The organism is Serratia sp. CC22-02 (assembly GCF_900182895.1).
Taxonomy (GTDB): domain Bacteria; phylum Pseudomonadota; class Gammaproteobacteria; order Enterobacterales; family Enterobacteriaceae; genus Serratia; species Serratia nevei.
In genome coordinates, this window is record NZ_FXUD01000001.1 from 386,741 (window position 1) to 412,818 (window position 26,078).

Below are 26,078 nucleotides of genomic sequence, written 5' to 3' on the forward strand. Positions count from 1 at the left end.
GGCCCCGAACGGGGCCAGAATGAGGGATTAGCTGCGTTTGCTTGGCTTGCCCGGTTTACCCGGCTTGCTGCCTGGCGCACTGCGGCGGCCGCTGCCGGCCACCTGGGAGTGGCGCTTGACCGCGCGGCGGATCTGGTTGGCCTTCACGCGGCGGCGTTCACGCTCCACCGGCATTTTGCTGACCGTTTCCGGCTTCAATTCCACCAGCTCGCGCAGGTAGTTGATCGCCGGCAGATCCAGCTCGGCCCAGCCGCCGCGCGGCAGGCCTTTCGGCAGATCGATGTCGCCGTAGCGCACGCGGATCAGACGGCTCACCTGCACACCCACCGCTTCCCACAGGCGACGCACTTCACGGTTACGGCCTTCGGTCAGGGTCACGTTGTACCACTGGTTGAGGCCTTCTCCGCCCTGGAAGCTGATGGTGCGGAAGGCGGCCGGGCCGTCTTCCAGCTGCACACCCTTGCTCAGCTGCTTCACTTTCGCATCGTCAACCTGGCCGAACACGCGTACCGCATACTCGCGCTCCACTTCACGGCTCGGGTGCATCAGACGGTTGGCCAGTTCGCCATCGGTGGTGAACAGCAGCAGACCGGAGGTGTTGACGTCCAGTCGCCCTACCGCCACCCAGCGTGAACCGCGCAGCTTCGGCAAGCGATCGAACACCGTCGGGCGGCCTTCAGGATCGCTGCGGGTACACAGCTCGCCTTCCGGTTTGTAGTAAGCCAGCACCCGGCAAACCACCTCTTCGGATTCTTTGATCGACAGGACATGACCGTCCAGACGAATTTTCATCGCCGGCGTCACTTCAACGCGATCGCCCAGCTTGGCGACCTTGCCGTCGACGCTGACGCGCCCGGCTTCAATCATGGTTTCGATTTCACGACGCGAGCCATGCCCGGCGCGCGCTAAAACTTTCTGTAACTTTTCGCTCATTGAGCAACCTCTAATGTCGCCTTCACAGGCGTCGGGGGGATAACCGCCGCGGCCAAGCGCCACCACGGTAATAATACGTTTATCAGGATCGAACCGCGCATTATACAGGCTTTCTAAGGTGTTGAAACCCACTTTATCGGCGGTGCCCCCCTTCAGGCGGCGTTCACGGCGCTAAAAAATCCTCCACCGCCCACAGCACCGCGTCGGGCCGTTCCAGAATGCCGAGGTGAGTACGAGCCTCCCCTAACCGTACCACGGAGAAAAACGGCTGCTCGGCGGCAAATGCCTGCTGCTGCCGCAGATAGTCGTCGCGGCGATCCAACGAGTAAATATGCCGGCACGGCGGCGGCGCGCTCATTCCCGCCAGGCGTTGCAGCGGCGAGCCGAATTGCCGGTAGGCCTGTTCGATGGCCACGCCGGCGGCACGCCAGAGCCGGTAATCTTCCTGCGCCATCTCGACCTCCAGATGGCGTTTGACCCGATCGTGGCGGATGCCGCCCTGCCAGAAGTCGAACAAGGCGTCGCGCGCCGCCAGCCACTGCTGCGGCTGCTGCATGCGGCTCACCGCCGTAAAGAACGCCGGCTCCGGCTGCGTCATGATCCAGTCGAGAAACACCATGCCCCGTACCCGCTGCGGCAATGCTTCGGCCAGCGCCACCGCCAGCCAGCTGGCGTGCGCCACCGACAGGGTGATCACGTTGTCCAAACGCAGCGCCGACAGCAGCTGACGCACATCTTCCAGCAAATCGTCCGCCGCCAGCGACATCCCCGCCGCTTTTGACGACAGGCCGTGGCCGCGCCAGTCGATGCTGATCACCCGATAGCGTTCGGCGGCCAGAGCGATGAACGGCTCAAATACGGTTTTCGGCTCGCACCAGCCGGGCAGCAGCACCAACGTGAGCGGCCCTGAGCCGATATCCTGATAGTCGAGCGCCATGTTGGCGCTGTGAAATGCGGTCATATTACCTCCTGCGCGTCTCTCCCCGACCCGTTCGGGAAATACCGACGGGGATAAGGTGACAGCGCAGCAGGCATTGATCTATTGAAGTTCGTGCGGAAAGAGTCCGAGCGCACCTTATGAAAAAATGCGCACGAATTGGAATAGGAACTTAATGGCGCACGCAGGGATAGGCGGCGCTTAACGCCAGCATGATCACCGACGGTGCGGAATAATGCAGCTGCTCAGGATGCTCGTTCAAATATTGCATCACCGCGTCGGCGGCTACGCCGATGCTCATCCCGGCTTCGGGGCAAATATTGCGATTGCCCTGCATGGAATAGGTATCGAATACGCCGGCGACGTATCCCATGAACATGCCGCCATTCAGCGCTTCGGCCACGGTGGCTTCACCGTTTTTATTTTTTACGTAACCGCCGGATTCCGCCAGCAAACCGCTGCCCGAATAAAACCCCGCATTTGCCATTGAGGAAAATAATAAGGCCGCTAAAAAAGAAACCTGTTTAATCATTGCTGCGCATCCTGCCCATTATCAATTCTGAAGTAATCAAGAATAGCGGCTTTCATGCGAAATAGCGTCGCTTCAGCCGATTTTCAGACAATGGGCAAGGTGGCAACAATTGACATCAACGGAAAGGCGCCGCGTCACCCGCCCCTTCACGCACCACTTCCGGTGAGGATTCGGTCAGATCGATAACCGTCGTCGGCTGTTGGCCGAGGAAGCCGCCGTGGATCACCAGATCGACCACCTTGCCTAGATGATCGCTGATCTCTTCCGGATCGGACTCGGCAAAGTCATTGCCCGGCAGCATCAGCGTGGTGGACATCATCGGTTCGTTCAACGCCTCCAGCAGCGCCAATGCGATCGGGTTCGACGGCACGCGCAGGCCGATGGTTTTGCGCTTGTCATTCATCAGACGGCGCGGCACTTCCTTGGTCGCTTTCAGAATGAAGGTGTAGTTGCCCGGCGTATTGTTTTTGATCAGGCGGAACGCCGTATTATCGACGTGCGCATAGGTCGACAGCTCGGACAGATCGCGGCACATCAGGGTAAAGTTGTGGTTGCCGTCCAGCTGACGGATGCGGCAAATGCGCTCCATCGCCGCCTTCTCTTCCAGCATGCAACCCAGCGCATAGCCGGAATCGGTGGGATAAACGATCACCCCGCCCTTGCGCAGCACGTCAACCGCCTGGTTAATCAAACGCGGCTGCGGGTTGTCCGGGTGAATATAAAAAAGCTGACTCATGACTTGCTCCTAAAATGATGCCCGCGCGCGTTGCCACGCGCGTAAAATCAGACCGCCTCGCCCGGCTGCGGCCAATCGCGCCACACCGGCTCGACGCCGCCCGGCAGCCACAGTTTGCGGCCCAGTTCGATCCACGAACAAGGCTGATGAAAATCAGAGCCTTGCGAGGCCAACAGGCGGTAGTCCTGGGCGTATTTCGCCAATTGCGAGCGCTCATGCGGCGCCTGCTGACACTGCGCCACTTCCATGGCGTCGCCGCCGTGTTCGGCGAAATACGCCAGCAAACGTTTCAACCACTTCGCGGTCAGATCGTAACGGCCGGGATGCGCCATCACCGCCTGACCGCCCGATTGATGAATCGCATCAATGGCTTGTTCTATTGTACACCACTGCGGCGGCACGTAGCCGGTTTTGCCCTTGGCCAGGTATTTCTTGAACACCTGCGCCATGTTGTCCGCCACGCCTATCTCCACCAGGTAACGGGCGAAATGGCCGCGGGTCACCGCACCGGCCCCCGCCAACCGCTGGGCGCCGGCATAGGCGTCGGGAATGCGCGCCTTGCCCAGACGCACGCCGATCTCCTGCGCACGGCGATTGCGGCGTTCGGTTTGTTCCGCCAATAGCGCCACCAGCGCCGGGTGCGCGACGTCCATGCCCAATCCAACGATATGGATCTCATGATTTTCCCACAGCGTCGAGATTTCCACCCCGTTGACCAACCGCAGCGGCAACGCCTGCTCCGCAATGGCGGCGGCGGCCTCGGCCAACCCGGCGGTGGTATCGTGATCGGTGATCGCCAGCACGCCCACGCGCATCTCGACCGCCCGCTGCACCAGCTGCGTCGGCGTCAGGTAGCCGTCGGAGGCGGTCGTGTGGCTGTGGAGGTCGTACAGAGTAAAAGCGGTGGATTGGGGGTTACTGTCTGTCAAAACGGCTATCCGGCAATGGCTTGGATTTCTATCATACCCGCGATCGGCGGCCGGACGGAAATCTATTCTGCCCTGGCCGCAGGCGCCGGGCGGATGATGAATAGAATTCACGCTGACCGCTAAAACATTGTGCAAAAAGAGGGTTGACTTTGCTGCCGCGAACCAGTTAACTAGTACACAAGTTCACGGCAACGGCCGTGTCAGATGAGCGTTAACAGAGAGAGTCGGCAAATGAACAACTACATTTCTCTTCACGGTTGGTGGCGTACCTCCCTCTTGCGGGCGGTGTAATCGCGCATAGCTGTCATCTGACAATGCAGATTTCCTGAGCCCGCACCTGATGCGGGCTTTTTTATGGACAGAATTCACTGGAACCACCGATGATGAACACCAAACCACAACTGACATTGCTGAAGGCGCAAGCCAGCTACCGGGGCGACCCCACCACCATTTTCCACCAGCTGTGCGGTGCTCGTCCGGCCACCCTGCTGCTGGAATCGGCGGAAATCAACAGCAAACAGAATCTGCAGAGCCTGCTGGTGATTGACAGCGCGCTGCGCATTACCGCACTGGGTCATACCGTCAGCGTACAGGCGCTGACCGCCAACGGCGCAGCGCTGCTGCCGCTGCTGGACGAAGCGCTGCCGCCCGAGGTGCGCAATCGGGCGCGCCCCAACGGCCGCGAACTGACCTTCCCGGCCATCGACGCGGTGCAGGACGAAGACGCCCGCTTGCGTTCACTGTCGGTGTTCGATGCGCTGCGCACGCTGCTGACCCTGGTGGACTCCCCGGCGGACGAGCGCGAAGCCGTGATGCTGGGCGGCCTGTTCGCCTACGATTTGGTCGCCGGTTTCGAAGACCTGCCGGCGCTGCGCCAGGATCAGCGCTGCCCGGATTTCTGCTTCTATCTGGCGGAAACCCTGCTGGTGCTGGATCACCAACGCGGTACGGCCCGTCTGCAGGCCAGCGTCTTCAGCGAGCAGGCGAGTGAAGCGCAGCGTTTGCAGCAACGTCTGGAACAGCTGCAGACCGAGTTGCAACAAACCCCGCAGCCGATCCCGCATCAAACGCTGGAGAACATGCAGCTGAGCTGCAACCAGAGCGACGAAGAGTACGGCGCGGTGGTCAGCGGGCTGCAAGAGGCTATCCGTCAGGGCGAGATTTTCCAGGTGGTGCCGTCGCGCCGCTTCTCCCTGCCTTGTCCGGCGCCGCTGGCGGCCTACCAGACCTTGAAAGACAACAACCCCAGCCCGTACATGTTCTTCATGCAGGATGATGACTTCACCCTGTTCGGTGCTTCGCCGGAGAGCGCGTTGAAATACGACGCGGGCAATCGCCAAATCGAAATCTACCCGATCGCCGGCACTCGCCCGCGCGGCCGGAGTAAGGACGGTTCGCTGGATCTGGATCTCGACAGCCGCATCGAGCTGGAAATGCGCACCGACCACAAAGAGCTGGCCGAGCACCTGATGCTGGTCGATCTGGCGCGCAACGATCTGGCGCGCATCTGCCAGGCCGGCAGCCGCTACGTGGCCGACCTGACCAAGGTGGACCGCTATTCGTTCGTCATGCATCTGGTTTCCCGGGTGGTGGGCACTCTGCGCGCCGATCTCGACGTGCTGCACGCCTACCAGGCCTGCATGAACATGGGCACCCTGAGCGGCGCGCCGAAAGTGCGCGCGATGCAGCTGATCGCCGCCTCCGAAGGCACACGCCGCGGCAGCTACGGCGGCGCGGTAGGCTACTTCACCGCCACCGGCGATCTGGATACCTGCATCGTCATCCGTTCCGCCTACGTTGAAGACGGCATCGCCACCGTGCAGGCCGGCGCCGGCGTGGTGCTGGATTCCATCCCGCAGGCAGAAGCCGACGAAACCCGTAATAAAGCCCGTGCCGTGCTGCGCGCCATCGCCACTGCGCACCATGCCAAGGAGGTGTTCTGATGGCCGATATCCTGTTGCTCGACAACGTCGACTCCTTTACCTACAACCTGGTCGATCAGCTGCGCGCCAGCGGCCACCAGGTGGTGATTTACCGTAACCAGATCGCCGCCGAGGTGATCATCGAACGCCTGGAACACATGACCCAGCCGGTGTTGATGCTGTCGCCCGGCCCTGGCACGCCGTCAGAAGCGGGCTGCATGCCGGAACTGCTGCAGCGCCTGCGCGGCCGGCTGCCGATCATCGGCATCTGCCTCGGTCACCAGGCGATCGTCGAAGCCTACGGCGGCCAGGTCGGCCAGGCGGGCGAGATCCTGCACGGCAAAGCCTCGGCAATCGTTCACGATGGCGCAGGCATGTTCGCCGGCATGGCTAACCCCCTGCCGGTGGCGCGCTACCACTCGCTGGTCGGCAGCAATATCCCGGCCGATCTTACCGTCAACGCCCGTTTCGGCGAGATGGTGATGGCGGTGCGCGACGACCGTCGCCGCGTGTGCGGCTTCCAGTTCCACCCGGAATCGATTCTGACCACCCACGGCGCGCGCCTGCTTGAGCAGACCCTGGCCTGGGCGCTGGCGAAGTAATATAAGGAACACGACGATGCAACCTATTCTTGAGAAACTGTACCGCGCCGAGTCGATGAGCCAGCAGGAAAGCCAACAGCTGTTCAGCGCCATCGTGCGCGGCGAACTGGAGCCGAGCCAACTGGCGGCGGCGTTGATCAGCATGAAAGTTCGCGGCGAGCGCCCGGAAGAGATCGCCGGCGCCGCCAAAGCGCTGCTGGACGACGCTCAGCCGTTCCCGCGCCCTGACTACCCGTTCGCCGATATCGTCGGCACCGGCGGCGACGGCACCAACAGCATCAATATTTCCACCGCCAGCGCCTTCGTGGCGGCGGCGTGCGGCGCGAAGATCGCCAAGCACGGCAACCGCAGCGTCTCTAGCCGCTCCGGCTCCTCGGATCTGCTCGCGGCGTTCGGCATCCGCCTGGATCTGCCGGCGGAAGAAGCGCGCAAGGCGCTGGACGATCTCGGCGTGTGCTTCCTGTTCGCGCCGCAGTATCACACCGGTTTTCGCCACGCCATGCCGGTGCGCCAGCAGCTGAAGACCCGCACGCTGTTCAACGTGCTGGGCCCGCTGATCAACCCGGCGCGTCCGCCGCTGGCGCTGATCGGCGTATACAGCCCGGAACTGGTGCTGCCGATTGCCGAAACCCTGCGCGTGCTGGGTTATCAGCGTGCGGCGGTGGTCCACGGCGGCGGCATGGACGAGGTGGCGATCCACGCCACGACGCACGTGGCGGAATTGAACAACGGCGAAATCAGCAGCTACCAGCTCACGCCGCAGTCCTTCGGATTGGAAACCTATCCGCTGGAAGCCTTGCTGGGCGGCACGCCGGAAGAAAACCGTGACATTTTGGCGCGGCTGTTACAAGGTAAAGGCGAGCCGGCGCACGCCGCGGCGGTCGCGGCCAACGTCGCGTTGCTTCTGAAGTTATTCGGACATGAAGACCTGCGCCAAAATGCGCGGCAGGCACTGGATATGATCAACAGCGGGCAGGCCTATGAGCGTGTCATCGCACTGGCGGCAAGAGGATAAATGATGCAGGAAACCGTGCTACACAAGATTGTCCGCGACAAAGCGCAATGGATCGCGGCGCGACAACAGCAACAGCCCCTGGCCGGCTTTCAGAATGACATCGTACCGAGCGAACGCAGCTTCTACCACGCGCTGCAGGGCACCCGGACGGCTTTCATTCTCGAATGCAAGAAGGCCTCGCCTTCCAAGGGGCTGATTCGCGAGAACTTTGATCCGGTGGAGATCGCCACGGTCTATAAAGACTTCGCCTCGGCGATCTCGGTGCTGACCGACGAGAAATACTTCCAGGGCAGCTTCGATTTCCTGCCGCTGGTCAGTAAAACCGTCAGCCAACCGGTGTTGTGCAAAGACTTTATCATCGACCCGTATCAGATTTACCTGGCGCGCTACTATCAGGCCGACGCCATCCTGCTGATGCTGTCGGTGTTGACCGACGAACAGTACCGCCAGCTGGCCGCGGTGGCTCACAGCCTGAACATGGGCGTGCTGACCGAAGTGATCAGTGAAGAAGAGCTGCAGCGCGCGATCGCGCTGGAAGCGCGCGTGGTCGGCATCAACAACCGCGATCTGCGCGATCTGAGCATCGATCTGAACCGCACCCGTCAACTGGCGCCGCGCGTGCCGCATGGCGTGACGGTGATCAGCGAGTCGGGCATCAACAACTACGGGCAGATCCGCGAGCTGAGCCATTACGCCAACGGTTTCCTGATCGGCAGCGCGCTGATGTCGGAAGCCGATCTGCGCGCCGCCGTGCGCCGCGTGATCCTGGGCGACAACAAAGTGTGCGGCCTGACCCGTCCGCAGGACGCCGCCGCCGCCTATCAGGCCGGCGCCATCTACGGCGGGCTGATTTTCGTTGGGCGTTCACCGCGCTATGTGGACATCACCCGCGCCCGCGAAGTGATCTCCGGCGCGCCGCTGAAGTACGTCGGCGTGTTCTGCGACGCCCAGGTCGATACCGTGGCGTTGACCGTTGAGCGCCTCGGGCTGCATGCGGTGCAATTGCACGGCGCGGAAGACCAGGCCTATATCAGCGCCCTGCGCGCCCGCCTGCCGGCCGATTGCCGCATCTGGAAAGCGCTGAGCGTGAAAGATCGGGTGCCGGCGCGCGATCTGCAGCATGTCGATCGCTATCTGCTGGACAACGGCGCCGGCGGCACCGGCCAACGCTTCGACTGGTCGGTATTGCAAGGCGAAGATCTGACTAACGTGATGCTGGCGGGCGGCCTGCGCGCCGACAACTGCGTCGATGCGGCCAAGCTCGGCTGCGCCGGGCTGGACTTCAACTCCGGCGTGGAAAGCGAACCGGGCATCAAAGATCCCGCGCGCCTGGCCTCGGTCTTCCAGACCCTGCGCGCCTACTGAATACGGCTCTATATTAATAACGGATAATAACGGGAAATCTCATGACGCTGCTTAACCCCTACTTCGGCGAATTTGGTGGCCAGTATGTGCCGCAAATTCTGATGCCGGCCCTGAAACAACTGGAAGAAGCCTTTGTCAGCGCCCAGCGCGATCCGGCATTTCAGGCGGAATTTATCGATCTGCTGAAGAACTACGCAGGCCGCCCGACGGCGCTGACGCTGTGCAAAAACCTCACCGCCGGCAGCAACACCAAGCTTTATCTGAAGCGTGAAGACCTGCTGCACGGCGGCGCGCACAAGACCAACCAGGTGCTGGGCCAGGCGTTGCTGGCCAAGCGCATGGGCAAAACCGAGATCATCGCGGAAACCGGCGCCGGCCAGCACGGCGTCGCGTCGGCGCTGGCCTGCGCGCTGCTCGGCCTGAAGTGCCGCATCTATATGGGCGCCAAAGACGTCGAGCGCCAGTCGCCGAACGTGTTCCGCATGCGGCTGATGGGCGCGGAAGTGATCCCGGTGCACAGCGGCTCCGCCACCCTGAAAGACGCCTGCAACGAAGCGCTGCGCGACTGGTCCGGCAGCTATGAAACCGCGCACTATATGCTCGGCACCGCCGCCGGCCCGCACCCGTACCCCACCATCGTGCGTGAATTCCAGCGCATGATCGGCGAAGAAACCAAAGCGCAGGTGCTGGAGCGCGAAGGCCGCCTGCCGGATGCGGTTATCGCCTGCGTCGGCGGCGGCTCCAACGCCATCGGCATGTTCGCCGACTTTATCGATGACGCCGACGTTGGGCTGATCGGGGTGGAACCCGCCGGTCTGGGCATCGAAACCGGCCAGCACGGCGCACCGCTCAAGCACGGCCACGTCGGCATCTACTTCGGCATGAAGGCGCCGATGATGCAGACCGCCGAAGGCCAGATTGAAGAGTCCTATTCGATTTCCGCCGGGCTGGACTTCCCGTCCGTCGGGCCGCAGCATGCCTACCTGAACAGCACCGGCCGCGCCGAATACGTGTCGATAACCGACGACGAAGCGCTGGAAGCGTTCAAGGCACTGTCGCGCCATGAAGGCATCATCCCGGCGCTGGAATCCTCACATGCCCTGGCGCACGCGCTGAAAATGATCCGTGAAACGCCGCAGAAAGAGCAGATCCTGGTGGTCAACCTGTCCGGCCGCGGCGACAAAGACATATTTACCGTTCACGACATTTTGAAAGCACGGGGAGAAATCTGATGGAACGTTATCAGCAACTGTTCACGCGTCTGGAAAGCAGCAAGGAAGGCGCCTTCGTCCCGTTCGTGACGCTGGGCGATCCTAATCCGGCGCTGTCGCTGCAGATTATCGACACCCTGATCGAAGCCGGCGCGGACGCGCTGGAGCTGGGCATCCCCTTCTCCGATCCGCTGGCGGATGGCCCAACCATCCAAAGCGCGACGCTGCGCGCCTTCGCCGCCGGCGTCACGCCGACCCAGTGCTTCGAGATGCTGGCGGCCATCCGCCAGAAGCACCCGACCATTCCCATCGGCCTGCTGATGTACGCCAACCTGGTGTTCCATAAAGGCATAGATGCGTTTTACCAACGCTGCGCCGAAGTGGGCGTGGATTCGGTGCTGGTCGCCGACGTGCCGTTTGAAGAGTCTGCGCCGTTCCGCGCCGCCGCCGCGCGCCACGGTATCGCACCGATCTTCATCTGCCCGCCGAACGCCGATGACGATCTGCTGCGTGAAATCGCCTCGCACGGCCGCGGCTACACCTATCTGCTGTCGCGCGCCGGGGTGACCGGCACCGAAAGCCGGGCTCAGCTGCCGCTGCATCACCTGGTGAACAAGCTGCGCGAGTATCACGCCGCGCCGCCGCTGCAGGGCTTCGGCATCTCCGAACCCGAGCAGGTGAAGGCCGCACTGCAGGCCGGGGCCGCCGGCGCGATCTCCGGCTCGGCAATCGTCAAAATCATCGAACAGCACCATGCCAACCCGGCGGAGATGCTGACCAAGCTGGCGGCCTTCGTCAGCAGTATGAAGCGCGCCACCCGGGCGTGATCCTCTCCAGCGAGCGCCCCGCCGGCGCTCGCTTTAACAGCTTGTTTCCCCTCAAAGTTTATTCCATTTATTTACAGCAAAAATTTGAACAAACTCAGGTCTTGTCTCACAATGAACTTTGTTCGCTATGCATTTCTTCGTTTGATTTGGGGAATGCGCTCGCTGCGGCGAAAAACCGTAGCGAATTTCAACCATAACATTGCATGGAGAGTAATTTATGAAGCTGTTTAAAACCCTTTCGGCCTTGTGCATGGCAGCCGTTGTGGCGGTCGCGGTGAGCGCTTGCGCGCCGACGGCAAAATCAGAGGGAACAGGCGGTTATATCGATGACACCGTAGTCACCACCAAAGTGAAATCGGCACTGCTGGCGGATAAAAACATCAAGTCGCGCGAGATCAGCGTGGAAACCTTTAAAGGACGCGTACAGCTGAGCGGCTTCGTGACGTCCAGCGACGACGCCAACCGTGCGGTGCAGGTCACTCGTGGCGTGGCCGGCGTAAAATCGGTTGAAAACGTGATGCAGGTTAAATAATACCGACACAGGGAGGCGCAACGCCTCCCTGTCTGTGGCCTTCATCAGAAGCGATAACCCGCCCCGAACATAAACACCCACGGATCCAGACGCGTATCGAAGCTGTGGTGCCCGCCATTCGCATCGTTGAAGCGAGTTTTGGTTTCGATGTTCATCCACCACACCGACATGTTCAGCATCCAGTGTTCATCCAGGTTGTAATCCAGGCCGGCCTGCGCCGCCACACCCCAGGAGTCTTTCAGGTCGAGGTTGCTCAGCCCGGCGCTTTTGCCGTAGTCGTTGAACTTCTCGTCGAAGAAGGTGGTGTAGTTAACGCCGACGCCCAGGTAAGGCCGCAGTTTGTCCTGCTTGTCGCCGAAGTAGTATTGCGCCATCAGCGTAGGCGGCAATTGGTGAACGGTCGCCAGATCGGTGCCGCCCAGCGTAACCTTGTGGCGGAATGGCGTTGCGGCCAACAACTCAACGCCGATGTTGTCCGTCACCATGTAACCGAAGGTCAGACCGAGCTGGGTGTTGTTTTTCGCATCCAGCGAACCCAACCCCAATACGTTGTCCGAACCCGCATTTGGACGCACCGTCGCGGTGCCCGCGCGGAACAGGAAATCACCGGCCTGATGCGCACTTGCCAACATAGGCGCCATCATCGTCGCCAATACCACCAGAGTTGTCTTTTTCATTATCCATTCCATTTGTGTGGTTAATCGCTCGAGGGGGAATATACCTACTTTCGGGTATTTGTGATCCCATCGAGATCACATCTTATGTGTAAAAATTTAAAATCCCACTAAAAACAAGGTTACCTAACCGCCTAATAAATCAAGGATTGATCTGCATCAAAAAATCGATTTTGTTGCAAATTATCTACATGTTCAAATTTCGGTTGCGGAGAAAAATGCGGCTGAGGTAATTTCATTTTCCGTGTTGGTTTTGGTTGGTGCCGTAAGGAGTCGGTGGGCAATCAAGATGAGCGAAATCCTTAATCCCTGTGTCAGCTGCGGCGCATGCTGCGGTTATTTTCGAGTGTCATTCTATTGGGCCGAAGCCGAAGACGGCGGCGGCACCGTTCCCCTTTCCTTAACGGAGCCTTTGACCCCGTTCCTGCGCTGCATGCAGGGGACCAACAGCAAGTCCCCCCGCTGCAACGCGCTGGACGGCGAGATCGGCAAAGCCGTGTCCTGCTCGATCTACCTCAATCGGCCCAGCCCGTGCAGAGAGTTCGATCAGTCCGGCGAAAACGGCCTGCGCAACGAAGCCTGCGATCGCGCCCGGGAACGCTACGGGCTGCCGCCCCTGCCGGTGCCCCTGCCGCTCTCGCTGCCTGAGACGACGATCGTTGAAGAAATAGGCGTAGTGCAATTCGCGGGGTGCCACAGCGGCGTGGAACAGGGTACAATCACCCACTGATTTATCTCTGTTTTCCCGACGCCAAGGAGTCTGCATGCCTATCACGGCCAACGCTTTGTACCGTGACAGTTTTAACTTTTTACGCAACCAACTGGCCAGCATCCTGATGCTGGCGCTGTTGACGGCGTTTATCTCCGTGCTGCTGAATCAGGCCTTCAGCCCTGATGCCGAACAGTTGGCGACGCTCGCTGCCACCACCAGCGATTTCGCTTCGTCTACCGGTATGGGCATTCAGGAAGTGATCCAGCAGATGACGCCGGAACAGCAGATGGTGTTGCTGAAAGTGTCGGCGGCCGCCACCTTCTCCGCGCTGGTCGGCAACGTGCTGCTGGTCGGCGGGATGCTGACGCTGATCCGTCTGGTGTCGCAAGGGGAACGCACCAGCGCCCTGCGCGCGCTCGGTGCCTCGGCGCCCGATCTGCCGCGTCTGCTGCTGCTGCTGTTTATCTGCACCCTGCTGATCCAGCTCGGCCTGACGCTGTTTGTGGTGCCGGGCGTGCTCATGGCGATCGCCTTCGCGCTGGCGCCGGTGATCGCCTCCGTCGATAAAAAAGGCGTGTTCGCTTCGCTCAAGCTGAGCAGCAAGTTGGCCTTCGCCAATGCGCGCGTGATCGTGCCGGCGATGATGCTGTGGCTGGCGGCCAAGCTGCTGGTGCTGTTTTTGGTGAGCCATCTGTCAGTGCTGACGCCAAACGTCGCCAGCGTGGTGTTGACCGCGTTGAGCAACCTGGTGTCTGCCCTGCTGCTGATCTACCTGTTCCGCCTGTACATGCTGCTGCGCGGCTAACGCCGACGCAACCAAAACCCAAGGGGCACGCTTCGGCGCGCCCCTTTTTTGTTTACCCCACCGTGGCGGCTTCCGCCTGCTCCTTACTCTGAATCAGCTTCAGCGCCAGATACAGGTCCGGCACCAAAATCAGCTCTTTGTCGCGCCCTAAGCGGTTGATGCGGAACCAGCGCGTCAGCTCGGTGCGGCGCCCCGCCAGCACCAGCTTAACATTACGCTGTAATAGATCGCGTTTCAGCTCGTCGATGGCCGCCAGCACGCTGATATCGGCATGGGTAAAACTGGCTACCGCATCCACCACCACCCAGCGCGGCTGGAACGGCGTGCCGTCGACCAAATTGAGAATACGGCGTTTGAAGTACGCCACGTTGAAATAGGTCAGCGGCGAATTGAAGCGATACATCATGACGCCAGGTACCGCCTTCACCCCATTGTTGTTGCCCATGGAATGGATCATGCCTTCGTCGTTGACGCCCAGCAGCTGCTCCGTCGGCCGGAAGACGGTGCGCAGAAACTGCATCAGCCCCAGCAACACCGCCAGCCCGATGCCGCTGATCACCCCCACCAGCAGCACGCTGAGGAAGGTAAACAGCGCCAGGCGAAACGCCTGCGCGTTGCGGCGGCGCAAAACCCAGATGCCGCGAATGTCCAGCAGCGACCAGGCCGCATACATCAGCACCACGCCCAATCCTGCCACCGGAATAAACTGCAGCGGCGCCATCAGGAACAGCAAGACGAAGGCGATGACCGCAGCGGCGATGACCGACACCAGCTGGCTCTTGCCGCCGTTGGCGTCATTCACCGCGGTGCGCGAGTCCGCACCGCTGATGGCGAAACCTTGCGACAGCGCGGAGACGATATTCACCAGCCCCAGTGCACGAAACTCGGCGTCGGCGTTCACCTCATAACCGTTCTTGGCGGCAAAGCTGCGGGCGGTGAGCATCATGCTGACAAAACTCACCACCGCCAGGTTGAGCGCCGGGATCACCATGTCGCGCAGCAAGCCGGGCTGGAAGTCCGGCCACTGGACGATCGGCAACACGCCGCTGAAACCGCCCACCGTCACCACGCCATGCTGCTGCAGGCCGCCGGCCCAGGTGACGAATGCCGCCAGCACGATGGCAAACAGCGGTGCCGGCCAGTTAGGCCGCCATTTTTTAAATCCGAGCAGCGTCACCAGCGTCAACAACGACACCGCCATCGTCAACCAGTCGCTGTGCAGCAGGTTGCCGGGCAGCGCGTAGATGCGCTCGATCAGCTGCGCCGGGCGCACCGTGAATCCCAACACCTTGCCGATCTGATCGACGATGATGGTGATCGCCACCCCATTCAGCAGCCCGCTGAGGATCGGCCGCGACAGCAGATCCGCCAGCGCCCCCAGCTTGAACCGGCTGGCCAGCAGGCACCAGCCGCCCATCATCGCGGTCATCATGATGGTCAGCTGCCAATGGCGCTCCATATTACCCGCCGCCAGCGGCGTCACCACCGCGGCGATCACCGCACAGGTGGCGGCGTCGGGCCCGACGATCAGCTGGCGCGACGAGCCGAACAGCGCATAGGCCACCATCGGCAAGATACAGGAATAGAGCCCCACCACCGGGCTGACCCCGGCCAGCTCGGCATAGGCGATGGCCACCGGCAAGGCGACGGCGGCGACGGAAAGGCCGGCGCGAATATCCGGCTTGAGCCAGCTGCGTTGATACCCCAATAAATGCGTCAAACCCGGCGTCAAGGCCTGGAGAGATTTCCACTGCATGCTGTTTTCCGCGGTAAATTATCTGGTTATTATGACACTTACTATGCGGCCTGCGGCCCGCACTGGCAATGTGCCCGCGCTTTCTTGCGTAAGTTTATGCAAATTCCTGCTTTCGCGGCAGAAATCCGCCGGCCAAACGCCGATAATCGGCAACGCCCGGCGGTACACAGAGCTCGCCGAATCCGGTATAGTCGGCCGATGAACAGATGATGGATTGATTTATGAAGCAGTTTCTTGATTTCCTCCCGCTAATTGTCTTTTTCGCTTTTTACAAGCTGTACGACATTTACGTCGCTTCCGGCGCGTTAATTGTCGCCACCGCGCTGGCGCTGGTGTTCACCTGGGTGAAATACCGCAAGGTCGAGAAGATGACGCTGATCACCTTCCTGATGGTGCTGGTGTTCGGCACCCTGACGCTGGTGTTCCACAACGATTTGTTCATCAAATGGAAGGTCACGGTGATTTACGCGCTGTTCGCGCTGGCGCTGCTGATCAGCCAATGGGTGCTCAAAAAACCGCTGGTTCAACGCATGCTGGGCAAAGAGCTGACGCTGCCGGACAAAGTATGGAGCAACCTCAACCTGGCCTGGGCAGTCTTCTTCCTGGCCTGCGGCCTGGCGAACATCTATGTCGCCTTCTGGCTGCCGCAAAGCGTCTGGGTCAATTTCAAAGTCTTTGGCCTGACGGTGCTGACGCTGGTCTTCACCCTCCTCAGCGGTATCTATATTTACCGGCACATGCCGGAAGAACAGAAAAAATAGTTACAAAATTGTTAATGCCTGCGGCGCTTGCCGCGGGCAGTATGATGTTATTCCCTCCTTTTAAAAGCAGACTGCTATGACACAACAACGACCTTTACCCAGCGGCGAGCTGGTGCTGCGCACGCTGGCCATGCCGGCCGATACCAATGCCAACGGTGATATCTTCGGCGGCTGGCTGATGTCGCAAATGGACATCGGCGGCGCCATCCAGGCCAAAGAGATCGCCGAAGGGCGCGTGGTGACCGTGCGCGTGGACGGCATGACCTTCCTGAAACCAGTGGCGGTCGGCGACGTGGTTTGCTGCTATGCGCACTGCATCCGCACCGGGCGCAGCTCGATCACCATCAATATCGAAGTGTGGGTCAAGAAAGTCTCTTCCGCGCCGATCGGCCAGCGCTACCGGGCGACCGAAGCGGTGTTCACCTATGTGGCGGTCGATGCGGAAGGCAACTCGCGCGCGCTGCCTGAGGGCAAAATGAATTTCCGCGTTGGCTTCGAAGAATAAGCCGGCGGCTGTACCGCAAATACAAAAAGGGTCGCCGAGGCGACCCTTTCTTTTTGGGTGGTTACCGGACTCAGTTCACTTCGGTCGTGCCGTTCAGCTTGAAGCGGATAGTGACGGTGCGATCTTTCGCTTCTTTGGCCTCATAGCGCCATTTACGCATCGCCTGCTTCACTTCACGCTCGAACATATTGCGCGGCTCGGCCGACAAGATGCGCACGTTGCTGACGCGCCCGTCGCTGTCGATATCGAACTGTACCCGCACGTTGCCTTCGATCTGCAAAGCCTGGGCCCGCGGCGGATAGAGCGGATTGGCGCGGCTGATCGGTCTTGGCCCGACCTCGCGCGAGTTGCCCTGCACCGGCGCGGCAGGCGCCTGTTTCACCGGCGCTTTATCGATCGGTTTCGCCGGTGAATCGTTGTTGAACGGCGACGGCTCGCGCGGCTCAACCTTCTTCGGCTCCGGTTTAACCTGTTTTTCGACCTTCGGCTTCGGCTTAGGCTTCGGTTTCGGCTTGACCGGCTCGGGTTTCACGATCGCCTTCGGCGGCGGCTCCACGATAGGTTCCGGTTCTGGCTCCGGCTCAGGTTCGACCTGCGGCGGCTCCGGCTCGGCCGGCGCCGGTGGCGGCGGTTCGGCCATCGCGGCGGTGTTGACCATCATGACGCTGATCGGCGCGTCCTCTGGCTTCGGCAGCTCCACCACTTCTTTTACCGAAGCGTAAAGCAATCCCGCCACCAGGGCGCTGTGCAGGCCTACGGACAAGACGAAAGGCACGGATATACGGCGATTAAGGAACATCTTTTTTAGCGGCATAATGATTCTGTTTCCTCTGGTTCGCCAAGTTTAAATGCAAATAGCAATCATATTCAATAACGAAAGGCAAACTATCGCTTTAATCGTCAGTCTGCGCGGCTAAAACCAGCAAACTCATAAGGATATTAACCTCACCGTTGCTTTTTTATCGCCGGAACAACACGCTTCATTAACGTTTGGCCGGGCGTCAAAAAATAAAAAACCCGCCGTAGCGGGTTGATTGCGGTGATTAAGCGTTATTCTTCATCACCATAGTAAAGCACGCCCAGCTTAATCAGCGGCCGCCCTTGCGCCTTGCGGTGCAGGTTGGTGTCGCGCAGCGAATAGACGCAGCCGCAGTATTCCTGCTGATAGAAGCGTTCGCGCTTGCTGATCTCTATCATGCGCGACGAACCGCCCTTCTTGCGCCAGTTGTAATCCCAGTACACCAAATCGGGATATTTTTCCGCCGCCCGGATGCCGCAGTCGGTGATCTGCTGCATGTTCTTCCAGCGCGAAATGCCCAACGAGCTGGAGATGGTGTCGTAACCGTGCTCATGCGCATACAGCGCCGTGCGCTCGAAACGCATGTCAAAACACATGGTGCAACGAATCCCGCGCTCCGGCTCATTCTCCATCCCCTTGGCGCGGGCGAACCAGTTGTCGGTGTCGTAATCGGCATCGATGATCGGCACCCCGTGCTGCTCGGCGAAACGGATGTTCTCTTCCTTGCGCAGCAGATACTCTTTTTGCGGGTGAATGTTGGGGTTATAGAAGAAAATGGCGTACTCGATCCCGGAGGCCTGGATCGCTTCCATCACCTCGCCGGAACAGGGCGCGCAGCAAGAGTGCAGCAGCAGTTTACTTTTGCCCGCCGGCAAATCGAGTTTTTCCCTTACCAGTTCCGTCATATCCTCACCTCAATGGCATATCAGTTTAAGCGCGCCGCACTATACGAATAAAAAGTAGCGGCTTCAAGGCATAAGCGCCAATCCGCCGGGAAATTCGCCGCGCACCGTTCCCCTGCCGCGCCTTTTGCGCTACCTTGGTAGCACCGTTTTATAGCCATGATTTTAAAGGTGAAACATGCTTTATCTGATCTACGCGCAAGACGTCCCCAACTCGCTGGAAAATCGCCTGGCGGTACGCCCGGCACACCTGGCGCGCCTGCAGGCGCTGCGCGACGCCGGCCGCCTGGTGGTCGCCGGCCCTAACCCGGCCATCGACAGCAACGATCCCGGCGCCGCCGGCTTTACCGGCTCGACGGTGATCGCCGAATTCGAGTCGCTGGCGCAAGCCCAGGCCTGGGCGCAGCAGGATCCCTATATCGCCGCCGGCGTCTATGCCGACGTGACGGTGAAGCCGTTCAAGCAGGTGTTCTGATCTCCAGCCCTCCCAATACCGGGAACGCCCGTTCGCGCGCCGTTCCCGGATCAATGCGTGCTCTCACCCTAACCCGTCGGTAGAAAAAATGCCCTCCCTCCAGGGGCTGTCGCGTCGCCTGCCTATACTCTTCTGAACCCGCGGCATCGCCGCGAACTCAGGAGATCGACCGATGCGACTCGACGTACACGCCCACCTGTGGAGCACAGAGTATCTGGATCTTTTGCAAGCGCATGGCGTGCATGAAGTTGCCGCCTATCGGCACCTGGGCGCCGGCCGCACCGAGCGCGAGCTCGACGCGCGTTTCGCCCTGCTGGATAAGGCCGGCATCGACATGCAAATCCTGTCGGCGACGCCGCTGTCGCCGCATCTGGAAGACGAGCAGGCGGCCGTTGATGCCGCGCGCCGGATCAATGATGAATATGCGGAGCTGGTAGCGCGTTATCCCACCCGCTTCCGGGCTATCGCTTCCTTGCCGCTGCCGCATATCGACGTTGCGTTACGCGAGCTTGAAAGGGCCTTTACCCAGCTCAATATGCTGGGCGCCTGCATCACCACCTCAGTGCTCGGGTTGTCTATCGCCAACCCGCTGTTCGAGCCGCTCTATCAGGAACTCAACCGCCGCCACAGCGTGTTGGCCATTCATCCCGCCGGCCGCGGCGCGCACTCGCCGCTCATCGCCGACTACGCCTTGACCTGGTCGATCGGCGCGCCGATCGAAGACACGGTCGCCGCCATGCACTTTATCCTCAACGGCATCCCTCAACGCTTTCCGGAGATGAAAATCATTGTGCCGCATCTGGGCGGCCTGCTGCCGATGACGCTGGAACGCCTCGACCAGACCGTCGCGTGGGAGGCGCCGAATACGCCGGAACCCCCAAGCCGCGCCGCCCTGCGCATGTGGTACGACACGGTAGGCCACGATCAGGTGCCCGCACTGCAAGCGGCGGCAGCGACGTTCGGCGCACAGCGGTTGCTGTTCGGCACCGATTTTCCGTTCCAACCGGGCGACCTGTTTCAAACCACGGTGAACTACATCCGGCGAGCGGGTTTGCCGGAGGAAGAGGTGAACGCCATTTTGGATCGCAATGCGGCAGCGCTGTTTGGGCTGGGTACAAACTGACACGTCAAGGCTCAGTGAGCCCCTGTGCCGCCCATCAGGTGTCGTGCGCCGCGTTATATGACCAGTTTTCCCCGCACCACCACCTTGCCCGGCTTGATCTCGGGGTCGGCAATGCGGCGGATCGCCAGATTCAACGCTTGCCAGGCGATCTCTTGCAAATCGTGTGACACGCAGGGGAAATGAAAACCGTAGATCTCGGCATGTGAAACCTCATCGATGCTGAACAGCGACACGTCCTGCATCAACGGCAGCCGATGTTCGATACAGGCCTTGATAATACCCAGGGAGATCTGGTTATTGCAGCCAACGAAAAAGTCCGGCGCGCGGTTATTGGCCAGCCAACGGCTCGTCTCTTGCCAGGCGACATCCATAAAGAAATCGGCATACAGCACTTCAAGCGACGCTACCTTGCCTTGTAATGCCGCTTGCAAGCCAGTGACCCTGTCACGCGCCACGTTGGAGTTTTCCGGCCCGGAGACCACCACCACCCGCTGCGCCTTCTGTTCCAGCAGCCAGCGCCCCGCCTGGAGGCCGCAGTCCAGGTTATCGATATACACCCCGCTGCAATGGCGATTGTCCAGCTCCCGGTCGATCAGCACCACCGGAATATTCAAGGTTTCCAACCGTTTTAGGTAGGAAGGCTGGTACAAATGATCGTTGGAAATGACCGAGAGAATGATCGCATCGACGTTATAGCCAATCAGTTTGTCGATGATTCTGTCTTCGCTTTCCTGAGACTCATAGGAGTCGAACACCAGGGTGTCGTATCCCATTTTTTGCGCTTCAAGCGTCATCAGCCGCGTCAGGCCGCCAAAGAACGGGTTGGCCATATCAGGGTTGACGATGCCGATGGTTCTGCTGCTTTTTGCCCGCAGGTTGCGCGCCGCGGCATTGACCACATAGCCGAGCTCGGCAGCGGTCTCCCGAATGCGGCGCAGCGTTTCCGGATGAACCTTGTCCGGCTGTGAAAATGCCCGCGACGCGGTGATTTTACTGACGTTTGCCTGTGCGGCGACGCTAGCCAGCGTCGCTTTCCGTCCTCGATCCCCTGCCAAATGCAGCTCCTTAGCCTGAAGGTATCATTTTGTATCATTTTTAGCATCATGACAGAACTTGGTCCATGGCGCTAATGGTTTACGCCGGCAAGACGATTAATCCGGGGATCGGTAAAAATATCCAACTCATCACGGCTCTCGGAAGAGAACTCGGACACCACGGCACCCTGCTCGCCAGCCTGGAACCAGTGCCGGGTATTGGGCGCGATGGTGTATTGCTCGCCGGGCCGCAAAAGGATATAGCGATTGCAGGTATACCACGGCTCCGCGCCCTCGGGTACCCGGCATACCGGTTCGCCGCCGGCGTCATTAAGCGTCAGGTTTTCATCATCGACAAACAGGAACACCGCGCCCCAACGGCAGCGGAAAGTCTCTTGCTTGCCGGGCGTGCCGGCGAAAGGAGGATGCAAATGTTCCGGGCAGGTTTGCCCCGGAAACAGCACCAGCTCTTTCGCACAATACCGCGGTGAGTTGACGTAGGTCAGCAGCTGCAGCCCTGACACGGGATAGTCAGCCAGGCCAAACGTTGCAATTTCAATACGTTGCTGCTCTTCGTCGGTCAGGACAATGTCCGCCTGGCGCAAATATTCCAGCGTAGCGGCTCTGGCGCTTTGGTGTATCTTCATCATTTCCCCCTGCAAAGTAACGGTATCGATATCAACGCGCTGATATTAAAACCGTCATTGCCCCGCCAATTTTGTGATCGCTATCGCCATATTGAATAACAACCCACCAGCAAAATTAACCCCCGTCGAGTAATTCCAACATTGATCACAGTTTAACCACTCGCTTTGGCCCAATATCGCCTCACTAAAATGATACCGTTACCATAAAAATGATTCACCAGGAGGCCATATGAAAGCATTAGTGTTGGCGAAGGCGGGAGAAATCGCTATCGAGGACGTCCAGCTTGCCGAAGCGTTGGGGCCCGATGATGTACAGATAAAAATTCATTCCGTAGGCATCTGCGGCAGTGATGTGCACTATTACCAGCATGGCCGCATTGGCCCGTTCGTGGTTAATGCTCCGATGGTGCTCGGCCATGAAGCCTCCGGGGTGGTGCTCGCGACAGGTAAAAACGTCACTCACCTCAGCGTCGGCGATCGCGTTTGCATGGAGCCCGGCATTCCCGATCTCAACTCTGCCCAGACGCGCGCCGGTATTTACAACCTTGACCCGGCCGTTCGCTTCTGGGCGACGCCGCCGGTGCACGGCTGCCTGCGCGAAACCGTCATCCACCCTGCCGCCTTCACGTTCAAATTGCCGGACAACGTCAGTTTCGCTGAAGGCGCCATGGTGGAACCCTTAGCCATCGGCATGCAAGCGGCCACCAAAGCCGGGATCAAACCCGGCGATATCGCCCTGGTGATCGGCGCCGGGCCGATCGGCGTGGTCACCGCCCTCGCGGCGCTGGCGGGCGGCTGCTCGGACGTCATTATTTGCGACCTGTTTGACGAGAAACTCGCCGTGGCGGCCAGTTACGAGGGGCTGCACGCCGTCAATATCAAAACCGGCGACCTGGCGGGGAAAGTGGCCGCGCTCACCAGCGGCAATGGCGCCGATGTCGTGTTTGAATGCAGCGGCGCCAAACCGGCTATCGCAACGCTGGCCGAACATGCGGCGCCAGGGGCGACCGCGGTGCTGGTCGGCATGCCGATCGATGCCGCGCCGCTGGATATCGTCGCCGCGCAGGCCAAAGAAATCACCTTCAAGACCATTTTCCGCTACGCCAACATGTACCCGCGCACGCTACGGCTGTTGAGCAGCGGCAAGTTGCGCGTCCAGCCTTTGATAAGCCAAACCTACAAGTTCTCCGACAGCGTGGCCGCCTTCGAGCGCGCGGCGGCGGGACATGCCTCAGACATCAAAATCATGCTGGAGATGGAGTAATCCTATGACGCTCTATGCTGGCATAGACTGCGGTACGCAAGGCACGAAAGTCGTGATTGTCGACAGCACACAGGGCGCGATCCTCGGTGAGGGCAATGCCCCTCACCGTCTCATCAGCCAAGCCAATGGCCGGCGCGAACAGGAGGCCGACTGGTGGATTGAGGCGTTGGTCATCGCTTTTCGCCAAGCCGTGACTAACGCCGGCGTTGATGCACGGGAGATTCATGCTCTGGGGGTCTCGGGCCAACAGCATGGGTTTGTGCCGCTGGACGCAGACGGCAACGTGCTGCACAGCGTCAAGCTGTGGTGCGATACCGAAACCGCGGAAGAAAACGAACGGCTCCTGCAACAGCTCGGCGGCGCCAACGGCTCGCTGGAAACACTCGGTTTGCGGCTCGCCACCGGCTATACCGCGTCAAAAATCCTTTGGTTCAAGACGCACCATCCGGCGCTGTGGGCAAAACTGCACACCGTGCTGCTGCCCCATGATTATTTGAACTTCTGGCTGACCGGGGAGCGCGTAGCAGAATATGGCGACGCTTCCGGCAGCGGGCTGTTCGATGTGCGCACGCGTAGCTGGAGCAAAACCGCCGTCGAGCTCATCGATGACAGCGGCCGCCTGTGGCAAGCTTTGCCGCCGCTCAAAAGCGCGGAGTACTGCATCGGCACGGTGCGCCCCGCCGCGGCGGAAAAACTCGGCCTCGGCCCAACGGTGCGGGTATCGACCGGCGGCGGCGACAACATGATGGCGGCCATCGGTTCCGGCAACATCGAGGCCGGCACCCTCACCCTGAGCCTGGGCACCTCCGGCACGCTGTTCGCCTGGTCTGCTGCCCCCGTCGCGGCGGAATCGGACATGATTGCCGGCTTCTGCTCCAGCACCAACGGGTGGCTGCCCTTGATTTGCACCATGAATGTCACCTCGGCCACCACCGCCGTGCAAACGCTGCTGGATGAAGATCTTGCCGGCTTTAACGCGTTGTTGGCACAGGCCTCGCCCGGCGCAGGCGGTGTCGAGATGCTGCCGTTCTTCAATGGCGAACGCGTTCCGCCGCTGCCCCACGCGCGCGCCAGCCTGCATAACCTCGACAGCGACAATTTTACCCGCGCCAATCTCTGCCTGGCGGTAGTCGAAAGCGCCACGTATGGGTTGCGCTATGGCATCGAGCTGTTTCGCCGTCAGGGCATCGAAGCGCGCGAAATCCGCCTCACCGGCGGCGGCGCCCGCAGCGCCGCCTGGCGACAAATCGTCGCGGACGTGATGGGATGCCCGGTGGTCTGTCTGAAAGCCAAAGAGACCGCCGCGCTGGGCGGCGCCATTCAGGCGATGTGGGCGACGATGTTGGCTGACGATCCGCGCCGGAACGCCGGCGCGTTGCTGGCCGAACTGTGCCAACGCTTCGTTGCGCTGGATGAGGCCACGCGCACACGGCCAAACGCCGGCAGACAGGCACAATACGAGACGCTTTATCAACGGTACCTGCAACGCTTGCAGCAGACCTACCCGGAGGTGCAACTGTGACGCAAGATCCCCATACGCCAGCGCCCGCCTACCTGCTGGAGGTCAGCGGCGTCAAAAAAGCCTTTGGCCCGGTCGTGGCGCTCAGGAATGCGGAGTTTTGCCTGCGGCGCGGATCCATCCATGCCCTGTGCGGCGGCAACGGCGCGGGCAAATCCACCTTTCTCAGCATTCTGATGGGCTTTATTCAACCCGATGGCGGCGACATTTTTATCAATGGCCAACGCTGTGAATTTCATCACCCTCGGGAAGCCCTCAACGCCGGCATCGCCATCGTGCAGCAGGAACTGAGCGCGATCCCGGATCTGACGGTGGCCGAAAACATTTGGCTGGGCCGCGAGCCGAGACGCTTGGGGTTCGTCGACTTCGCAACGCTCAACCAGCGCACGACCCGCCTGCTCAAAGAACTCGATTTCAAGATCGACGCCCGAGAAAAAATGCGCAACCTGAGCGTCGCCGAGCAACAGCTGGTCGAGATCGCCAAGGCGCTGTCGCATGCCAATGCCGACATCATCATCATGGATGAACCCACCTCGGCGATTGGCGAAGAGGATGCGCAGAAAATCTTTCAGACGCTTCAGCAACTGGCGGCGAAAGGTAAAGGCATTATCTACGTCTCTCACCGTTTGTCAGAGATATTCCAAATCGCGGACAGCTACACCATCTTCCGCGACGGCGCCTACATCCATGAAGGCTATATCGCCGACATCACCCGTGAACAGCTGATCGAACACATTATTGGCGGCGAGTACGACAGCGAGTTCGCCAAATTCAATCAGCCCGGCGAAGAGGTTTTGCTGGAGGTCAACAACCTGTGTTGGCGCAGCAAGATAAAAGATATCAGCCTGCAGCTTAAGCACGGTGAGATCCTGGGCATCTATGGGCTGGTGGGCTCGGGCCGCAGCGAGTTTCTCGATCTTATCTTCGGCATTCAACATGCCGACAGCGGCACGATCCGCTTGGGTGACAAGACGCTGAACCGCCATTCTCCGCGCAAGGCCATCGACAGCGGTATTGCCTACGTAACGGAAGATCGCAAGGAAACCGGCCTGGTGCTGTGCCGCTCCGTCAGTGAAAACATCAATATCGCCTCTTTTGCCGCCATCAGCCGGATGGGGTTTGTCAGCGAGAAACGGGAGCAGGCGCGGACCCGCGACATGATCCAGCGCTTCAACGTTAAAACCCATGACGGCGAACAGCCGGTGGGCAACCTGAGCGGCGGCAACCAGCAAAAGGTCGTGCTGGGCCGTTGGGCGCTGCTGGATCCGGAGGTTTTGCTGCTCGACGAGCCGACGCGCGGTATCGACGTCGGGGCCAAGAAAGAGATCTATCGATTTATGTCGGAGTTCGCCTTGCAAAACAAAGGGATCATCATGGTTTCCTCCGAGCTTTCGGAAATTATCGGCATGAGCGATCGCATATTGGTGTTTCGTGACGGGCAGTTGGCCGGCGAGCTTTCGGCAGCCGATGCGACCCAGGCAGCACTGATGAAACTTGCGGTTTAACAGAGAGAGAAAAAAAATGAGCAGCGCCCACTCCTTATCACCAGGAATTTCATTTT

At 60.3% G+C, this 26,078-nt stretch carries 25 protein-coding genes, 1 pseudogene and 1 other annotated feature; of the genes and pseudogenes, 15 read left to right on the forward strand and 11 right to left on the reverse strand.

Translation table 11 applies throughout. From position 1 onward, the window contains the following. Positions 1-27: 27 nt before the first annotated feature. From rluB to rnm, 5 genes are all read right to left on the reverse strand, one after another. Positions 28-933 (reverse strand): 23S rRNA pseudouridine(2605) synthase RluB, encoded by a 906-nt coding sequence (gene rluB / locus QOL81_RS01740; protein ID WP_025303042.1) that lies wholly within the window; start codon positions 931-933, stop codon positions 28-30. Between the two features lie 163 nt (positions 934-1,096). Continuing rightward, complete coding sequence (locus QOL81_RS01745; RefSeq protein WP_070913658.1) at positions 1,097-1,894, reverse strand: alpha/beta fold hydrolase; 798 nt, start codon at positions 1,892-1,894, stop codon at positions 1,097-1,099. Positions 1,895-2,042: 148 nt separating this feature from the next. Then, positions 2,043-2,402, reverse strand: coding sequence for a Rap1a/Tai family immunity protein (locus QOL81_RS01750; protein ID WP_070913657.1), 360 nt, complete (start codon positions 2,400-2,402; stop codon positions 2,043-2,045). A gap of 115 nt (positions 2,403-2,517) precedes the next feature. Then, complete coding sequence (locus tag QOL81_RS01755) at positions 2,518-3,138, reverse strand: L-threonylcarbamoyladenylate synthase (RefSeq protein WP_049232951.1); 621 nt, start codon at positions 3,136-3,138, stop codon at positions 2,518-2,520. 47 nt (positions 3,139-3,185) lie between these two features. Continuing rightward, on the reverse strand, positions 3,186-4,067 hold the full coding sequence (gene rnm / locus QOL81_RS01760) for an RNase RNM (RefSeq protein WP_049232948.1): 882 nt from the start codon (positions 4,065-4,067) through the stop codon (positions 3,186-3,188). Positions 4,068-4,319: 252 nt separating this feature from the next. Then, positions 4,320-4,423, forward strand: a sequence feature (Trp leader region). 24 nt (positions 4,424-4,447) lie between these two features. Between rnm and QOL81_RS01765 the strand changes: the two genes are divergently transcribed. The 6 genes and pseudogenes from QOL81_RS01765 to QOL81_RS01790 all read left to right on the forward strand — a co-directional run bounded on the left by QOL81_RS01765 (position 4,448) and on the right by QOL81_RS01790 (position 11,541). Beyond that, on the forward strand, positions 4,448-6,010 hold the full coding sequence (locus QOL81_RS01765) for an anthranilate synthase component 1 (protein WP_283439592.1): 1,563 nt from the start codon (positions 4,448-4,450) through the stop codon (positions 6,008-6,010). Then, a pseudogene (trpD, locus tag QOL81_RS01770) lies at positions 6,010-7,606 on the forward strand (bifunctional anthranilate synthase glutamate amidotransferase component TrpG/anthranilate phosphoribosyltransferase TrpD). Before QOL81_RS01765 ends, trpD begins: the two are co-directional and overlap by 1 nt. A 3-nt stretch (positions 7,607-7,609) precedes the next feature. Further along, positions 7,610-8,971 (forward strand): bifunctional indole-3-glycerol-phosphate synthase TrpC/phosphoribosylanthranilate isomerase TrpF, encoded by a 1,362-nt coding sequence (gene trpCF / locus QOL81_RS01775; protein ID WP_080432917.1) that lies wholly within the window; start codon positions 7,610-7,612, stop codon positions 8,969-8,971. Between the two features lie 41 nt (positions 8,972-9,012). Then, positions 9,013-10,203 carry a tryptophan synthase subunit beta gene (trpB, locus tag QOL81_RS01780; protein ID WP_033634762.1) on the forward strand — a complete coding sequence of 397 codons (1,191 nt, stop codon included), beginning with the start codon at positions 9,013-9,015 and terminating at the stop codon, positions 10,201-10,203. Continuing rightward, positions 10,203-11,009, forward strand: a complete 807-nt coding sequence (trpA, locus tag QOL81_RS01785; RefSeq protein WP_060439812.1) for a tryptophan synthase subunit alpha — start codon at positions 10,203-10,205, stop codon at positions 11,007-11,009. Before trpB ends, trpA begins: the two co-directional genes overlap by 1 nt. A gap of 217 nt (positions 11,010-11,226) precedes the next feature. Beyond that, entirely contained in the window at positions 11,227-11,541 is a 315-nt protein-coding gene (locus tag QOL81_RS01790; RefSeq protein WP_016927515.1) for a BON domain-containing protein, read from the forward strand. A 44-nt stretch (positions 11,542-11,585) separates the two neighbouring features. Here QOL81_RS01790 and ompW read toward each other — a convergent pair whose 3' ends face one another. Continuing rightward, positions 11,586-12,218, reverse strand: a complete 633-nt coding sequence (ompW, locus tag QOL81_RS01795; protein WP_019452715.1) for an outer membrane protein OmpW — start codon at positions 12,216-12,218, stop codon at positions 11,586-11,588. A 286-nt stretch (positions 12,219-12,504) separates the two neighbouring features. Here ompW and QOL81_RS01800 point away from each other — a divergent pair, with 286 nt between their 5' ends. Then, positions 12,505-12,945, forward strand: a complete 441-nt coding sequence (locus QOL81_RS01800; RefSeq protein WP_033634766.1) for a YkgJ family cysteine cluster protein — start codon at positions 12,505-12,507, stop codon at positions 12,943-12,945. Between the two features lie 34 nt (positions 12,946-12,979). Continuing rightward, complete coding sequence (locus QOL81_RS01805) at positions 12,980-13,732, forward strand: YciC family protein (protein WP_049232944.1); 753 nt, start codon at positions 12,980-12,982, stop codon at positions 13,730-13,732. A gap of 52 nt (positions 13,733-13,784) precedes the next feature. Here QOL81_RS01805 and QOL81_RS01810 read toward each other — a convergent pair whose 3' ends face one another. After that, entirely contained in the window at positions 13,785-15,488 is a 1,704-nt protein-coding gene (locus QOL81_RS01810; protein WP_038877273.1) for a SulP family inorganic anion transporter, read from the reverse strand. Between the two features lie 221 nt (positions 15,489-15,709). Here QOL81_RS01810 and QOL81_RS01815 point away from each other — a divergent pair, with 221 nt between their 5' ends. Continuing rightward, a complete protein-coding gene (locus QOL81_RS01815; RefSeq protein WP_004932082.1) occupies positions 15,710-16,249 on the forward strand; it encodes a septation protein A in 540 nt (179 codons plus the stop codon). A 76-nt stretch (positions 16,250-16,325) separates the two neighbouring features. Then, on the forward strand, positions 16,326-16,754 hold the full coding sequence (gene yciA / locus QOL81_RS01820; protein ID WP_004932085.1) for an acyl-CoA thioester hydrolase YciA: 429 nt from the start codon (positions 16,326-16,328) through the stop codon (positions 16,752-16,754). A gap of 70 nt (positions 16,755-16,824) precedes the next feature. Here the strand turns inward: yciA and tonB are convergent, their stop codons facing one another. Continuing rightward, the gene (gene tonB, locus QOL81_RS01825; RefSeq protein WP_049271333.1) at positions 16,825-17,568 is read right to left on the reverse strand and encodes a TonB system transport protein TonB; all 744 of its coding nucleotides are present in this window, start codon (positions 17,566-17,568) and stop codon (positions 16,825-16,827) included. A 236-nt stretch (positions 17,569-17,804) separates the two neighbouring features. Further along, on the reverse strand, positions 17,805-18,458 hold the full coding sequence (locus QOL81_RS01830) for an epoxyqueuosine reductase QueH (RefSeq protein WP_025303057.1): 654 nt from the start codon (positions 18,456-18,458) through the stop codon (positions 17,805-17,807). A gap of 175 nt (positions 18,459-18,633) precedes the next feature. On the opposite strand from QOL81_RS01830, the gene QOL81_RS01835 reads away from it, so the two are divergent. Both QOL81_RS01835 and QOL81_RS01840 read left to right on the forward strand, forming a co-directional pair. Next, positions 18,634-18,930 (forward strand): YciI family protein, encoded by a 297-nt coding sequence (locus QOL81_RS01835; protein ID WP_033634770.1) that lies wholly within the window; start codon positions 18,634-18,636, stop codon positions 18,928-18,930. A 172-nt stretch (positions 18,931-19,102) separates the two neighbouring features. Beyond that, the gene (locus tag QOL81_RS01840; protein ID WP_060439811.1) at positions 19,103-20,053 is read left to right on the forward strand and encodes an amidohydrolase family protein; all 951 of its coding nucleotides are present in this window, start codon (positions 19,103-19,105) and stop codon (positions 20,051-20,053) included. A gap of 53 nt (positions 20,054-20,106) precedes the next feature. Here the strand turns inward: QOL81_RS01840 and QOL81_RS01845 are convergent, their stop codons facing one another. Beyond that, positions 20,107-21,108 (reverse strand): LacI family DNA-binding transcriptional regulator, encoded by a 1,002-nt coding sequence (locus QOL81_RS01845; RefSeq protein ID WP_060423786.1) that lies wholly within the window; start codon positions 21,106-21,108, stop codon positions 20,107-20,109. 71 nt (positions 21,109-21,179) lie between these two features. Continuing rightward, on the reverse strand, positions 21,180-21,734 hold the full coding sequence (locus QOL81_RS01850; protein ID WP_197657933.1) for a D-lyxose/D-mannose family sugar isomerase: 555 nt from the start codon (positions 21,732-21,734) through the stop codon (positions 21,180-21,182). 229 nt (positions 21,735-21,963) lie between these two features. On the opposite strand from QOL81_RS01850, the gene QOL81_RS01855 reads away from it, so the two are divergent. From QOL81_RS01855 to QOL81_RS01865, 3 genes are read left to right on the forward strand one after another with little or no spacing between them, the layout of a single operon-like run. After that, complete coding sequence (locus QOL81_RS01855; RefSeq protein WP_089186057.1) at positions 21,964-22,998, forward strand: NAD(P)-dependent alcohol dehydrogenase; 1,035 nt, start codon at positions 21,964-21,966, stop codon at positions 22,996-22,998. A 4-nt stretch (positions 22,999-23,002) separates the two neighbouring features. Beyond that, positions 23,003-24,520 carry a xylulokinase gene (gene xylB / locus QOL81_RS01860; RefSeq protein ID WP_283439593.1) on the forward strand — a complete coding sequence of 506 codons (1,518 nt, stop codon included), beginning with the start codon at positions 23,003-23,005 and terminating at the stop codon, positions 24,518-24,520. Further along, complete coding sequence (locus QOL81_RS01865) at positions 24,517-26,022, forward strand: sugar ABC transporter ATP-binding protein (RefSeq protein ID WP_060439806.1); 1,506 nt, start codon at positions 24,517-24,519, stop codon at positions 26,020-26,022. Before xylB ends, QOL81_RS01865 begins: the two co-directional genes overlap by 4 nt. The last annotated feature ends 56 nt before the right edge of the window (positions 26,023-26,078 follow it).